Source organism: Halalkalicoccus sp. NIPERK01 (assembly GCF_030287405.1).
GTDB lineage: Archaea > Halobacteriota > Halobacteria > Halobacteriales > Halalkalicoccaceae > Halalkalicoccus.
On sequence record NZ_JASVVV010000001.1, the window covers coordinates 307,098 to 321,830 of the forward strand.

General features: G+C 66.3%; 13 protein-coding genes. 10 read left to right on the forward strand and 3 right to left on the reverse strand.

What is annotated here, in order from left to right; genetic code table 11:
- Positions 1-80 precede the first annotated feature (80 nt).
- Both QRT08_RS01590 and solA read left to right on the forward strand, forming a co-directional pair.
- Positions 81-461, forward strand: a complete 381-nt coding sequence (locus QRT08_RS01590; protein ID WP_286043869.1) for a Rid family detoxifying hydrolase — start codon at positions 81-83, stop codon at positions 459-461.
- Positions 462-504: 43 nt separating this feature from the next.
- Entirely contained in the window at positions 505-1,635 is a 1,131-nt protein-coding gene (solA, locus tag QRT08_RS01595; protein WP_286043871.1) for an N-methyl-L-tryptophan oxidase, read from the forward strand.
- A gap of 326 nt (positions 1,636-1,961) precedes the next feature.
- Here the strand turns inward: solA and QRT08_RS01600 are convergent, their stop codons facing one another.
- The 3 genes from QRT08_RS01600 to glpR all read right to left on the reverse strand — a co-directional run bounded on the left by QRT08_RS01600 (position 1,962) and on the right by glpR (position 5,432).
- Positions 1,962-2,828 (reverse strand): universal stress protein, encoded by an 867-nt coding sequence (locus tag QRT08_RS01600; RefSeq protein ID WP_286043873.1) that lies wholly within the window; start codon positions 2,826-2,828, stop codon positions 1,962-1,964.
- Between the two features lie 821 nt (positions 2,829-3,649).
- The gene (locus QRT08_RS01605) at positions 3,650-4,330 is read right to left on the reverse strand and encodes a CHRD domain-containing protein (protein WP_286043875.1); all 681 of its coding nucleotides are present in this window, start codon (positions 4,328-4,330) and stop codon (positions 3,650-3,652) included.
- A 337-nt stretch (positions 4,331-4,667) separates the two neighbouring features.
- On the reverse strand, positions 4,668-5,432 hold the full coding sequence (glpR, locus tag QRT08_RS01610) for an HTH-type transcriptional regulator GlpR (protein ID WP_286043877.1): 765 nt from the start codon (positions 5,430-5,432) through the stop codon (positions 4,668-4,670).
- 254 nt (positions 5,433-5,686) lie between these two features.
- Here glpR and pfkB point away from each other — a divergent pair, with 254 nt between their 5' ends.
- The 8 genes from pfkB to QRT08_RS01650 all read left to right on the forward strand — a co-directional run bounded on the left by pfkB (position 5,687) and on the right by QRT08_RS01650 (position 14,703).
- On the forward strand, positions 5,687-6,607 hold the full coding sequence (pfkB, locus tag QRT08_RS01615) for a 1-phosphofructokinase (protein WP_286043879.1): 921 nt from the start codon (positions 5,687-5,689) through the stop codon (positions 6,605-6,607).
- 108 nt (positions 6,608-6,715) lie between these two features.
- Positions 6,716-7,855 (forward strand): PTS fructose transporter subunit IIC, encoded by a 1,140-nt coding sequence (locus tag QRT08_RS01620; protein WP_286043881.1) that lies wholly within the window; start codon positions 6,716-6,718, stop codon positions 7,853-7,855.
- Positions 7,856-7,862: 7 nt separating this feature from the next.
- Positions 7,863-8,339 (forward strand): PTS sugar transporter subunit IIA, encoded by a 477-nt coding sequence (locus QRT08_RS01625; protein ID WP_286043883.1) that lies wholly within the window; start codon positions 7,863-7,865, stop codon positions 8,337-8,339.
- A 166-nt stretch (positions 8,340-8,505) separates the two neighbouring features.
- Entirely contained in the window at positions 8,506-8,793 is a 288-nt protein-coding gene (locus tag QRT08_RS01630; RefSeq protein ID WP_286043885.1) for an HPr family phosphocarrier protein, read from the forward strand.
- A complete protein-coding gene (gene ptsP, locus QRT08_RS01635; RefSeq protein WP_286043887.1) occupies positions 8,790-10,484 on the forward strand; it encodes a phosphoenolpyruvate--protein phosphotransferase in 1,695 nt (564 codons plus the stop codon). Before QRT08_RS01630 ends, ptsP begins: the two co-directional genes overlap by 4 nt.
- Positions 10,481-10,927 (forward strand): PTS fructose transporter subunit IIB, encoded by a 447-nt coding sequence (locus QRT08_RS01640; protein ID WP_286043889.1) that lies wholly within the window; start codon positions 10,481-10,483, stop codon positions 10,925-10,927. The genes ptsP and QRT08_RS01640 overlap by 4 nt, the downstream gene beginning before the upstream one ends.
- A gap of 487 nt (positions 10,928-11,414) precedes the next feature.
- Complete coding sequence (locus QRT08_RS01645; RefSeq protein ID WP_286043891.1) at positions 11,415-13,109, forward strand: nitrite/sulfite reductase; 1,695 nt, start codon at positions 11,415-11,417, stop codon at positions 13,107-13,109.
- Positions 13,102-14,703 carry a Coenzyme F420 hydrogenase/dehydrogenase, beta subunit C-terminal domain gene (locus QRT08_RS01650; protein WP_286043893.1) on the forward strand — a complete coding sequence of 534 codons (1,602 nt, stop codon included), beginning with the start codon at positions 13,102-13,104 and terminating at the stop codon, positions 14,701-14,703. The genes QRT08_RS01645 and QRT08_RS01650 overlap by 8 nt, the downstream gene beginning before the upstream one ends.
- Positions 14,704-14,733 lie beyond the last annotated feature (30 nt).

A 14,733-nucleotide genomic window follows, 5' to 3' on the forward strand; every position in this document is an offset into this window, starting at 1 on the left:
TGGTCCAACACGAAGCACGACGGCGGGCGAGAACTGCCGGTACCACACGCGTTATGGTACTCTCCCGAATCGGTACGCGTATGCCCCGCACGATTAGCACGGGCGATGCGCCGGCGGCCGTCGGCGCGTACAGTCAGGCGACGACGAACGGCGACCTCGTCTTCACGGCGGGCCAGTTACCGCTGACGCCGGAGGGGGAGTTGCTCGACGACCGACCGGTCGCCGAACAGACCGAACAGTGTCTCGAGAACGTCCGGGCGATCCTCGAGAGCGAGGGGCTCTCGCTTTCGGACGTGCTCAAGGTGAGCGTCTTCCTCGACGACATCGGGGACTTCGAGGAGATGAACGAGGTGTATTCGGGCTACTTCGACGAGGAGCCGCCGGCGAGAAGCGCCCTCGAGGTCGGGCACGTCCCCAAGGGCGCGGCACTTGAGATCGAGGCCATCGCCGCCAGCGGGTGATCGCCGGGATGGATCACGTGTGTTCACACGACGGGAGGGCGGAATGACCCGTCGGTACGACGACATCGTCGTCGGCGTCGGCGGCATGGGAAGTGCGACCTGCTACCAGTTGGCAAAGCGGGGCCGGGATGTCCTCGGACTCGAACGGTTCGACGTGCCCCACTCGATGGGTTCCTCGCACGGCGTCTCGCGGATCATCCGGCTGGCGTACTACGAGGACCCCTCCTACGTGCCGCTCGTTCGCCGCGCCTACGACCTCTGGGACGAGATCCAGACGCGCCACGGCGAGCAGTTGCTGTTCGAGACGGGTTCGATCGACGCCGCGCCCGCCGAGGACCCTCTTTTCAAGGGATCGCGGCGCTCCTGTGAGGAGCACGACATCAACCACGAGGTGCTAACGGGGAGCGAGGTCAACGAGCGGTATCCCGGCTACGACATCCCCGAGGACCACATGGCGGTCTACCAGCCGAACGGGGGGTACGTCCTCTCCGAGCGCGCCATCGTCGCCCACGCGATGGAGGCCCAAGCGGAGGGCGCGCGCATTCAGGCGCGCGAGCGCGTCACCGGCTGGGAACCGGAGGGCGACGGGGTGCGCGTCACGACCGACCGCGGCGAGTACCGCGGGGAGAACCTCGTGATCGCCTCGGGCGCGTGGGCCGCGGAGCACGTCGACGCGCTCGACGGGATCGCGGTCCCCCAGCGCCAGGTGCTCGCCTGGCTCCAGCCCCAGCGGCCCGAGCGGTTCGTCCCCGAGAACTTCCCCGTCTGGAACCTGCAGGTCGAGGAGGGGCGCTTTTACGGGCTGCCGGTCGTGAAGGTGCCGGGATTCAAGTTCGGCCGCTACATGCACCGAGAGGAGGACGTCGACCCCGACGCGATGAACCGCGAACCCGAACCCGCCGACGAGCGACTGCTGCGGAAGTTCGCGGAGAACCACTTCCCGGAGGGGACCGGCCCGACGATGGGGCTGGCGACCTGCATGTTCACCAACACCCCCGACGGCCACTTCGTCATCGATCGCCACCCCGAGTACCCGCAGGTCGTCTTCGGCGCGGGGTTCACCGGCCACGGCTACAAGTTCGCGAGCGTCATCGGGGAGGTACTGGCCGACCTCGCGAGCGAGGGGCGGACCGACCACCCGATCGAACCGTTCGCCCTGGACCGGTTCGAGTAGCGCCGGTCGGTAGGGTTCTCCTACGTCCGTCCTCCCGAGAATGTGGACGTACGGATCGGCTACCGTCGGATCGTGTCGGTCGGACGGTGAGCTGTCGCCGCGGGTGGTGGTTGCGGGGATCCCTCCTCGGCATCCCCCGGGCGAAAAACGAACCGGGAGGGCTACAGGGGCGATCTCGGAGACGGTCGCGCTGGGGCCATAGACTCCCATCTGCGCGGCGCGGATGGGTTTCATCCGCCCGCTCGCCGGCCGCCGGCACTTCCCACATCGAACGGGATGGTTGTAAATTCCCTGGAAATTTATTTTAGGTAAAAACTACATAGGTATTATTTATTGTTTCTCTTGTGTCTAGATGTGGAATCCCGCGGTCGAACCGTCAGTACGGGGATCGGGGACGTACGAACGACCCGTTCCGCCACGCTCCCGAGGACGTACCGGCGCACACCGGTCCGGCCGTAGGCACCCATTACGACGAGGTCGATTCCGTTGCGTCCGGCGTACGCGAGGACGGCCGCGTGGGGGAGTCCGTATTCGACGGCCGTAGAGACGTCCTCGACGCCGGCGGCGGCGGCCATCCGCTCGACGTCGGCCACCGCGGCGTGTGCCGCCGCGATCCGCTCGGCGGCGTCCCTCGACCCCCGGCTATGGACGACCGAGAGAACGTGGACGCCGGCACCGTACGTCCGTGCGACGTCGATGCCGACCTCGGCAGCACCGGCCGCCGCCTCGCTTCCGTCGGTCGCCACCAGCAGACGCCGGTACGGATACCGAGCAGGGGTCCCCTCGTCGTCCCCGACCGTGACGACCGGTACGTGCGAGGCGCGGACGATCCGCTTCGTGACGCTCCCGAGGAGGGAGCGTTCGAGACCGCTTCGCCCGTGTGTTCCCATGAGTATCAGGCCGATGGCGGCCTCGTCGACGTACTCCAGAACGGTGGCGGGAACGACGCCGGTTCGAACCACCGGGATCGCCCGAACGCCGCCGTCGGCGATACGTTCGACGGCCGCGTCGACGATCCCTCGGGCCTCCTCTCCGCGTGGTTCGATCCCCGAGGCCGTCCCGAGGCCGGCGGGGTCGACGACGTGGAGGACGTGGACGGTCGAGCGGTACTCGCCCGCCATGTCGATCGCGTAGCCCTCGGCCCGGCGGGCGCTCTCGCTCCCGTCCGTCGGGACGAGTATGTCTTCGAACATCCCGTCCCCCCTACGGCGCCGACTGCCATCGCTCTCGTGCGAAGACGTACCCGCTCCGCCCGCGGAAAACGGATGGTTCCCTCACTGTTCGTCGCTCCCCCACCGCCCGTGGACGGGGCCGGACCAGTGCTCACGGACGGTTCTGTCCGGGTTCTCCGGACACATCGGTCGGTGGCCGTGTTCCGCCCGGGCGGTGAGGAACCGTTTGCCGCAGCGATCGCATTCATACATGGATGGTGACGCTGGTTTAAGCCGACCAGCTATCTTACAGTTGACCAGACGGGACATTGTTATGCTGGGGGAAAAGAAGCCCGGTCGCCGGCTTTCGGCGACCGCGAGCCGTAACCGACGCCTTATCCGTCCGTCCGGAACGCCGCCCGGCTCCGACGGGGTTCCGAAATACGGATCGAACGGGCCGCCCGACGGCGCTAACGACCGATGAAGGGGATGAAACGTCCCGTGGGCCGTACCCCCGAACCGCCGCTCGGTCACGGCCGCTGTCGTGTCACGTCGGCCGTGCACCCCGAGCGATCGCGAGCGGTCTTTCCGTCGTCCTCGAGGTTTACGGACTACAGAGGTCGATACCGCCAACAACTATCGACGGTCCTCTGCTATCGTTGTTCTCTCCATCTCAACCCGACATCGTGTTCTGTAAACCTCACCGATTGTTGCACAAGGCCGGACATTCTTTATATAGTCTACTGGGGATCAACTGAGGTAGACGCCGTCTTGCGATTACTGGAGTGGACAACAGTACACGCTACCCCACTATCTGCTACGACTCGTCGATAAAAGTAGGAGAGCTACTGTGCAGTCAGCGGTTAGATTCTGGGACCTCCGAATCCACCCTCTCCGTCTTTCTTCATATCCTCTTTTTTCGCACGCTTAATCTGCCCGCGAATCTCGCCATCGGGGTTCTTCTTCGTGTGGACGTTTACGTACAGTTCCTTGTTGTCCATCTTCTTGAGGAACTTCTTGAAGTCCTTCTCCTTGAAATCCTCGGCGAAGTCCTCCTTTTTCACGACGCCTTGGGCAAGCACCCCATCAAAGCGCCCGTTCTTCGTTTTTTCCTCTTCCAGATCGTGCCCGACGACGATCGGACCGTTCTCGCCTTTCTTCCCGAGGTGGATGTGGGCCGCCGTGATGTTGCAGAGGTCCTTGACGTGGATGATGAAGCGGACCTTCTCGTCGCACTTGTCGACGACGAAGCCGACTGCACCCTTCGCGTCGGTCTTGACCGACGGGACTTCGTTCTTGCCGTCGAGGTGGGCGAAGTGCGTCAGGAACAGGTGGTCTTTCCCGTCTTTCTCCTTTTTTCCGTCTTCGTTGTAGTCGCCGTCTTTGTTCTCTTCCTTCTCTTTCATGTCGTGGTCTTTTTCAGTACTGTCGTGCGCACCCGCGCTTCCGACCGCGCTCATGCCGAGGCCGGTGGTACCGAGCAGGGCTCCAGTACGAGCGAGGTACGTTCGCCGAGTGCTGTGCCGGTCTGGGTCGTGTGGCATAGCCAACAAGATGATTGTCGGACGTGTCAATCAGTATGGAGTCCATATGGGTTGTAAGAAGCCACAAATGAAGGCCTCAAATCAGTCGTACAGCGGGCTACTCCGCGTTTTCCCTCCCGGTGCTCTGTGCTGTTTTACATGAATACGTCTATCGGCAGTAGCACGGACGGACGGAAATTGGGCTGTTGCCGGCGAACAAAGCGACCGACGTTCATATTTCTCACGACCGACAGGAGTCGTTGAGGTTCGCGGACGACGACGGTTGATACTGCCAATGAGGGTTCGATGTTCCGTACTAGCGGCGTCCTCCCCATCTCGGACCGCGTCGTGTTCTGTCTCACCCTAGCCCGTCGACCAGTTCCACGCCGGCCGCCTCGAACGGTTCGCGGCTCTCGGAGGGGACCCGCACGTCCGTGTAGAACGCGTCGACGTCCCCGAGGCGGGCGAACCGGATGAAGCTCCGTTCGCCGAGTTTCGAGCCGTCGGCGACCAACACCGTGCGCTGTGCCTTCCCGATCATCAGCTCCTTCAGCCTCGCCTCGTCCTCGTTCGGCGTCGTCAGCCCCGTCTCGGTGTCGATCGCGTTCGTCCCGAGAAACAGGAGGTCGAACGTCATCCGGTCCATGAACCGCTCGGCGCTGGGGCCGACGAGCGCGCGCGTCGGGCGTCGAAGCGAGCCGCCGGTGAGCTTCACGTCCACGTCCTCCTCGCCGATCTCGAGGGCCAGAAGCGGCGAGTTCGTGACGGCGACGAACGGCTCGTCGGTCGGTGCGCGCTTTACGACCTCCATCGTCGTGGATCCCGAGTCGAAAAAGACCACCTGGTTCGCCTGGATCTCCTCGACTGCGGCCTCCGCGATCGCCTCCTTGGCCTCCAGGTTCTGCACCTCCTTTTGTCCGTACGTCTCCTCCCGACCGATCGCGCTCGCGGGAACGGCCCCGCCGTGGGAGCGTTCGATCAGCCGCTTGTCCGACAGCGTGCGCAGGTCCCGGCGGATGGTCGCCTTCGAGCAGTTCATCTCCTCCGCGAGTTCCTCGACCGAACACTCCCCGCGCTCGGAGACGACGTCGACGATGCGGCGCTGGCGGGCTGCAGGCAGCATGGTCGTCCACACACCGGCATGATTGATAACTGTTTGCGTATAAATTCAGGAATAACAATCAAAAACGATCGTATTAGGAATCGTTTAGTCGCTACTGCTGCACAGATACGATCGATGCTGCTACGGAGGAACGCACCCCGCGGGGCGGTCGGCGGTCTCCGCTGTCGGTGGCGGAGAGGGTTCGTCGATCGAATGGCCGGGGCATCCATCGAGAGGACCGCTCCCCGCCGATCCCGACGGGGAGGACACCACCCATGATCCTGACAGTCACGCTCAACCCGGCCGTCGATCACACGCTCGAACTCGACGAGGCGCTCGTCCCCGCCTCCGTGGCCCGGACGGACGCCGCGACGTTCGACCCCGGCGGGAAGGGGATCAACGTCTCGAAGTACCTCGTCGGACTGGGGACCGAAACGCTCGCGACGGGCCTCGTCGGCGGCTTTCTCGGCCGGTTCCTGACGGCCGAACTGGCCGATCGGGGGATCCCGGACGACTTCGTCGAGATCGGCGACGGGACCCGCCTCAACACGACGATCCTGACGCCCGAGGCCGAGTACAAGATCAACCACGGTGGACCGACCGTCGGCGACGACGCGATCGAAACGATCGTCGAGACGATACGCCGGTACGACCCGAAGACGGTCGTCGTCGCGGGGAGCCTCCCGCCGGGGCTCGACGCCGGGGCCATCGACGAGGTCGCGGCGGCGGGGCCGTGGGGGACCGTCGTTGACGTCGAGGGCCGCCTTCTGTCCGAACTCGACGCCGAGTACGCCCTCTGTAAACCCAACCGTGCGGAGCTCGCGGCGGCGACGGGCGAGGCGACGACGACCGTCGAGGACTGCGTCTCGGCCGCCCGAAACCTTCGAGAGCGGGGGTTCGACCGCGTCGTCGCCTCGCTCGGCGCGGACGGTGCGATCCTGGTGACCGAGGAACGAAGCCTCCACGTTCCGGCGCTCGACGTCGACGTGGCCGACACGGTCGGCACCGGCGACGCGCTTCTGGCGGGCGTGCTCTCCGAGCGCCACCGCGGCGGATCCGACGAGGACGCCCTTTGTGCCGGCGTCGCGGTCGCCACGCGGGTGGTCGCCGTCCCCGGAACCGGCGTTCCGTCGTTCGACGGCGTGCTCTCGGATCTCGACGACCGGCCCGTCACCGTCTACCGGCCGACCGGGTAGCCGATCCGACGCCAGTCTGCACGCGAGGAAATTATTTCCTAACTAATACTCGGAAATGATCATATTCGAAAACGCTTTTGAACATTAGTATGAACGATGGTGATGGATATGGCAACGGATACTGCAACGCTGGAGGAGGGTGCCCGGACGCACCTCACCTCCGTCAAGGAACACCTCATGACGGGGGTGTCGTTCATGATCCCGTTCGTGACGATCGGCGGGATCTTCCTCGCGATCGGGTTCGCGCTCGGCGACACCGAACGGGTGTTCGAGCAGACGGGGACGGTCGGGTGGTACTTCGCACAGATCGGCTCGCTCGGGCTGACGCTGATGATCCCCGTACTAGGGGGGTATATCGCGTACGCGATGGCGGATCGGCCCGGCCTCGCGCCGGGGTTCGTCCTCTCGTACGCGATCCAGCAGGAGCCGATCATCGCGGCCGCCGGCCAGCTCGTCGGCTTCGACGCCCAGGGCGCGGTCGCCGGCTTCCTGGGCGCGATCGTCGCCGGCTTGCTCGCGGGCTTCGTCGCGCGCTGGCTGAAAGGGCGGAACGTCCCCGGCTTCATCGAGCCGATGATGCCGGTGTTGATCATCCCCGTCGTGACGACGCTCGTGCTCGCGCCGGTCGTCATCGTCGGCCTCGGGGTTCCGATCGCGCTCGTCGACAGCGCGCTGACGGCGTTCCTCTCCGGGCTGGAGGGTGCGAACGCGCTGTTGCTCGGGGCGATCCTCGGGGCGATGATGGCCACCGACATGGGCGGGCCGATCAACAAGGTGGCGTACGTCTTCGGAACGGTGCTGGTCGCCGATCAGATCTACGGGCCGATGGCGGCGGTGATGATCGCCGGCATGACCCCGCCGCTGGGGCTGGCGCTCTCGAACTTCATCGCCCCCCAGAAGTACCCCGCCGAGATGTACGAGAACGCGAAGGCCGCCGTCCCGCTGGGACTGGCGTTCATCACCGAGGGGGCGATTCCCTACGCCGCGGCCGATCCCCTTCGCGTGATCCCGAGCGCCATCGCGGGCAGCGCAGTCGCCGGGGCGGCCGCGCTCTCGCTGGGCGTGACGATGCCCGCCCCCCACGGCGGGATATTCGTCGTCTTCCTCTCGAGCAGCGTCCTCCTGTTTCTGGCCTGTATCCTCCTCGGGACGGTCGTCACCGCCACGATCGCCACGCTGCTGAAAGAGGACTTCGAGAAGACCGTCGGATCGACCGAGACGCAAACCGTAACCCGGACCACCGACTAACACGATCATGAGTTCGACCATCACACGCGAGGACGTCGATGACCTCCTCTCCGAGGAACAGATCTCGCTCGAGGAGCCACCCGCCGAGAAGGACGACTGTATCGAGTACCTGCTCGATCTCGTGGTGGAGACGGGCCGCGTCTCGGATCGGGAACGGGCGCTCGATGCGCTGTTGGCCCGCGAGGAACAGACCACGACCGGCGTCGGGATGGGGATCGGGATCCCCCACGCCCAGACCGACGCCGTCGAGCGCCCGTCGCTGGCCTTCACGCGCTCGTCGGCCGGCGTCGACTTCGGGTCGATGGACGACGAGCCCGCGAAACTGCTCTTCCTGATTCTCGTCCCCGCCTCGGGCGGCGAGGACCACCTCGAGATCCTGAGCGCGCTCTCGCGGGCGCTGATGCACGAGGAGGTCCGCGACGGGCTCTACGCCGCCGAGACTCCCGCGGATGTCCAATCGGTCCTCGAGGAGGCGGTCGCATGAGTGAGCGTAAGCGAACGAATGCGAATACGCTGAAACTCCGATTCAGCGGTGGTCGCGTGAACGAAGTGAGCGCGACTACGCCGGATCGAAGATTCGGAGGTGGTCGCATGAGTGAACGAAGTGAGCGAATGCGAGTAGGCCGGAACGGAGTTTCGGAGGTAGTCGCATGAGCGAGACCCACGAGCGGACCGTCGAGATCGTCCCCGAGGCCGGCTTGCACGCCCGTCCCGCCGCGAAGTTCGTCGAGACGGCGAACGAACACGACGCGACGGTACGGATCGGGGAGGCCGGGGCCGACGACGATAACCTCATCGACGCCGGCAGCATGATCGCGGTGACGAGCCTCGGGGTCAAGCAGGGCGAGCGCCTCCGGATCGTCGCCGAGGGCGAGGATAGCGAGGAGGCCCTCGACGCCCTCGAGAGGGTGCTCTCGACGCCCGAAGGCGAGTCATGAGCGAGCGCGTCATCGAGGGAATCGGCGCGACCCCTCGAACCGGCGTGGGAAGCGTCGTCTGGTACCGGCCGGCCGAAACCGGGGCCGAGGAATCCGAGGAGCCGGTCCCGGAGTCCGACCGCGAGTCGGAACAAGAACGCTTCGAGGCCGCCCGCGAGCGCGCCCGCGAGGAACTCGAATCCGAGCGCGAGCGGACCGCCGAACGCGTCGGCGAGGAGGAGGCGGCGGTCTTCGACGCCCACCGCCAGTTCCTCGACGACCCGCAGATCGAGGAGGAGGTCACCGAGTCCATCGGGGAGGGGGCTCCTGCGGCGAGTGCCGTCCGGGAGGCCTTCGCCGACCCCATCACGCAGTTCGAGGGGATGGACGGGCGGATGGCCGAGCGCGCCGACGACCTGCGGGACGTGCGCGACCGGCTCGTCCGCCTGCTCGTCGGCGGCGAGCGGGTCGACCTCGCCGAGCTCCCCGAAGGATCAATCCTGCTGGCCGAACGGCTCACGCCCAGCGACACCGCCCAACTCGACCCCGAGCGCGTGGCCGGCTTCGCGACCAGCACTGGGGGCCGGACCTCGCACGCCGCCATCTTCGCCCGTTCGCTCGCCATTCCGGCGGTCCTCGGGGTCGGCACCGACCTCGAATCGATCGATGAGGGCGAGCGGATCGTCGTCGACGGCGACGAGGGTATCGTCGTCGCCGACCCGACCGACGAACGGGTGGCTTCGGCCCGTCGCGACACCGCCGACGAGGTGATCGACGGGCGGGTCGCGACGGTCGACGGCCGGGGGATCGAGGTCGCCGCGAACGTCGGCCGGGCCGCCGATCTGGAGGGGGCCCTCACGCAGGGCGCCGACGGGATCGGGCTCTACCGGACGGAGTTCCTCTTTCTCGACCGCGAGGAGCCCCCCGCGGAGGCAGAACAGTACGAGCGCTACGTCGAGGCCCTCGAAGCCTTCCCGGATGGTCGGGTCGTGGTCCGAACGCTCGACATCGGCGGCGACAAGCGGATCCCGTACCTCGACCTGCCCGACGAGGAGAACCCCTTCCTCGGCGAGCGGGGGATCCGCCGGTCGCTGAGTTCGGATGAAGAACTCTTCGAGACCCAACTCCGTGCGCTGCTTCGGGCCGGAGCGGCAGAGGGCGACCTGGCCGTGATGTTCCCGCTGGTCTCGACCGTCGAGGAACTCGACGCCGCTCTCGACCGGGTCGAGGAAGTCGCCGACTCGCTGGAGGCGGAGGGTCTGGAGTACGCGACCCCCGAACTCGGGGTCATGATCGAGACGCCGGGGGCAGTGTTCATGGCCGAGGAACTCGCTTCCCGCGTCGACTTCCTCAGCATCGGGACGAACGACCTCGCACAGTACGTCATGGCCGCCGCCCGCGAGAACGAGCGGGTGGCGGACCTCCACGACCCGCTTCACCCGCCCGTGTTGCGGGCGATCCGTCGGAGCGTCGAGGCCGCCCACGAGAACGACGCGTGGATCGGGATGTGCGGCGAGATGGCCGGCGACCCCGACCTGACCGAACTGTTGGTCGGACTGGGCCTCGACGAACTCAGCATGAGCGCGGTCACCATCCCCGCGGTCAAGGCCAACGTCGAGGGGATCGAGACCGAGAGCGCGGGCGACCTCGCGTCGCGAGCACTGACCACAGCTACAAGAACCGACGTCACGAACCTACTCACCGACCAATGAACATCGTCGCAATCACCTCGTGTCCGACAGGCATCGCACACAGCCAGATGGCCGCCGAGAACCTCCGCACCACCGCCGAGGAACTGGGCCACACCGTCTCCGTCGAGGTGCAGGGGGCGATGGGGACCCAGGACGAACTCACGGCCGACGAGATAGAGGCCGCCGACGCGGTGATCATCGCCGCCGACACCTCGGTCAATCGGGACCGATTCGAGGACACACCCGTCGTGAAGGGGACCGTCAAGGACGGCGTGAACGACGCCGAGGGACTGATCCGACAGGCCGTCGAACTGGCCGGGAGCGGGTCGACCGCCGACGTCGAGGCCGAGACCGGCGGGGACACGCCACCCGAGAGCGAACCGGAGGCGGCCGACGAGCAACAGCAACTCGGCGGCGACCCGTCGAAGGGGCTGTTCGCGCGTCTCAAGCGGTTCCTCGGGTAGTTCCCGCCGATCGCCGATGAGAGGCCGTACGCAGAACGGGGCGTATCGCGGAAGACTAACGCGGATCCTACCCGCACGCAGATACCGGCAATAATTAACGGAAAGAGTCGCCGTTCGGGACGTATCGCTCGGCGAGCCGACGGTTCGGACGCATCGAGGACCGGTACGTCGTCGATAGCCGTAGATTTCGCCGGTAGCGCCAACCCCCAACAGAGTTCGCCCCAACGACGACGCCTATGTGAGCGGCAGCGTTAACCGTTCTATGAGTAATGTGATCGTGACACAACCACGTAGACGACCGACGAAATCGGATCCGGTGGCCGGGAGGCCGACATCTGTAGAGCCGACGCCCGCGACGAGGTGGCTCGCATGACCAGCGTCGGAGCACGCTCCGACGAGCTCACGCTCGGTCACGGAGGTGACCTCGCGTGAACAGCGACGAATCGAAGATTCGTCTGGCTCACGGCGACCACGGGAGGTGGTCGCCGTGAACACAGTCGAGCAGTGGAAACAGGAGAAACACCCGCTCGACGTCGTCGAGGACGTCCACGAGTACGCCGCCGAGGGCCTGTCGTTCGACGAGATCGAGGAGCGCGCGGGCGAGGGCGTCTGGGAACGCATGAAGTGGACGGGGATGTACACCCACGGCCGCCAGCGGGGCTACCTGATGATGCGCACGAAGGTCCCCGGCGGGTATCTCACGCCCGACCAGGCAGAAACGATCGGCGAGGTCGCGCGCGACTTCGCCACCGCCCCCGAGGAGTACGGTGGCAGCGAGCAGAACGAACTGTGGGGCGACGCCTTCCTCGACATCACGACCCGCCAGGACGTCCAGACCCACTGGATCGAGATCGAGGACGTCCCCGAGATCTGGGAGCGCTACGACGACGTGGGGCTGACGACGATCCAGGGCTGTGGCGACGGCGCGCGAAACGTCCTCGGATGCCCGGCCGCCGGCCTCGACGACCACGGGTGTTTCGACGCCCAGCCCGTCGTCGACGCGGTCTCGGACTTTTTCACCGGCAACCGCGAGTACGCGAACTTACCCAGAAAGTTCAAGATGACGATCACGGGCTGCAAGCACGACTGCGCCCAGTCGCAGATCAACGACGTGGGACTGGTGCCCGCGGAAAAAGAGCTAGAGGGAGAGCCCCACTACGGCTTTCACGCCCGCGTCGGCGGTGGCCTCTCGGACGGCCCGCGGATGGCCTCCGAACTCGACGTCTTCGTCCCCCCGGAGGACGCAGTCGAGTTCTGCCGGGCGATCGCACAGACGTTCAAGGAGTTGGGCGACCGCCACAACCGCGGCGTCTGCCGGATGCGGTATCTCGTCGAGCAACTGGGCCCCGAAACGTTCGAGGAGGCCATCCGCGACCGGTGTTCGGTCGACCTCCCGACGCGCGGCGAGGGCCTCACCGAGGGCTACCGGGGCGACCACGTCGGCGTCCACGACCAGCGCGAGGAGGGGCTGAACTACGTCGGCTTCAACGTGATCGCGGGCCGGATGGGCGGCGAGGAGTTCGCCGAGGCCGCCCGCGCCGCCCGCGAGTACGGCACCGAGGAGAGTTCTATCCGGCTCGCGACCGACCAGAACTTCCTGATCACGCACGTTCCGGAAGGGCGCGTCGAGGACCTCCTCGCGGAGCCCTTCGCCGCCGACTACCAGCCCGACCCCGGTCCCTTCTCGCGGGGGGCGGTCGGCTGCACCGGCAGCGAGTTCTGCAACTACGGGATCATCGAGACGAAGGATCGAGTGAAGCGGTGGGCGCGCGAACTCGACGAGCGCATCGAGACGCCCGAGGGCCTCGAAGTGGTCCGGATGCACATGAGCGGCTGTTCGGCCTCGTGTGCCCAGCCCCAGATCGCCGACATCGGCTTCCGGGGCGAGACTGTGAAGGTCGAGACCGAGGGCAACGCCGAGGACGATATCGTCGAGGGGATGGACTTCGGCCTCGGCGGGAGCCTCGGGACCGACAACGCGTTTCTCGACTGGGTCGAGACGGCGGTCCCCGCCGATTCGGTCATTCCGGCGCTCGAACAGCTCTTCGGGACCTACGCCGAGGAGCGCCAGGAGGACGAACGCTTCTACGAGTGGACCCGGCGGGTCGACAACGCCCGCCTGCGGACGGTGATGCGGGGGGCCGACGCGCCCGTCTCGAAGGGGGTCGCCGCCGATGACTGATCGCGAACGCGACCCGACCGGTTCGCTCCCCCACGTCCCCGATTCCGGGGCGGACGGAACGGGCGTCCCGCCGACGAGCGGGGCGCGCGATCCCAGCGGTGTGGACCCCGACGCGAAGCCGATTCGCTACCGGCGGGCCGACGGGAGCGAGGACGAGACGACTACGGACGCGGGGAGCGAGGACTGCGGATGCGGGAGCTGTGGCTGTGATACCGCACCGGAGGGATCGAACGTCGCCGCCGACGGCAGCGGCGGCGCGGTCAACGTCGAACCCGATGGAAGCCTCGGCGACCTGCGGTTCACGACGCCGAGCGAGGGGACGAGCCAGAATCTAGAGAGCGATCCGGCCGAGCGCGTGAACGTCCCGGAGGGCGTCGACCTCGACACCCCGTCCTACGAGATCCGCTCGGAGATGAACGACATCGAGACGCCCGACGAGAAGACGTGGTTCATGGAACTCGATACCGCCGTCATCGACGAGGGTCGATGTATCCAGTGTGGGACCTGCGTCGCCGCGTGTCCCTCCGATTCGATCGGGATCGGCGAGGACGATCTGCCCGAGTTGGTGAAGATGTGTACCGGCTGTTCGCTGTGCTGGGACTTCTGTCCCCGCGGAGGGCTCCGATACGAGCGCCAGTGGAAGATCACCGGCGGCGAGGACAACGTCAAGGGCGCGGGCGACCCGATCACCGAGTTCTCCGCGAGGGTCGGCGAGTCCTGGCAGCGAAACGCACAGGACGGTGGCGTCGTCACGAGCGTGCTCTCGCATCTCTTGGAGGCCGGCGAGATCGACGGCGCGCTGATCGCGACCGAGTCGGAGGAGGAGCCCTGGAAGGCCGAGAGCTTCCTCGCGACCACCCACGAGGAACTGGTCGCGAACGCGGGCAGTTTCTACAACCAGACGATGGCGCTCGGCAACCTCGATCTGGATCGGTGGGAGCACAAACTCCCCGACAAGCCCGCAGAAGATATCAGCCTCGCCGTGGTGGGGACGCCCTGCGAGATCGAGGGGATCCGCGCCTTACAGGACTTCGAATGGGAGTACGGAGGTCAGGAGGAGGGGGTCCGCGCGATCGACTACACGATCGCGCTCATGTGTACGAAGAACTTCAACTACCACCGGCTCATCGGCGAGCAGTTGGAGGAAAAGCGTGGGATCAGCACGGATGAAATCGGGAAGATGGACGTGCTCCACGGCGACATGATCGTCTACGACCACGAGGGCGAGGAGGTCCTGCGCGAGGACGTCACGGAGTTCCACGACGCCACCCTCAAGGGCTGCAACGAGTGTGCGGACTTCACGGGCTACTGTGCCGATCTCACCGTCGGCTCCGTGGGATCGAGCGACGAGTACTCGAGCGTGATCGTCCGCACCGAGCGCGGGATGGACGCCTGGGAACTCACGGAACCGGACCTCGATTACCACGACCTGGAGGACCGCTCGGCGATCGGCAAACTGCAGGGCTGGGACAAGAAGAACGCCTTCGAGTCGCTCGAACGGCCGTTCGATCCCGACGCGCCGCGGTTCATCGAGTACACCGAGCACGCCGAGAACTACGGCGTCGAACTGAATCCCCACGAGAGCGGCCACTGAGAACCGCCGGCCGGTCCGCGACCGACGCGA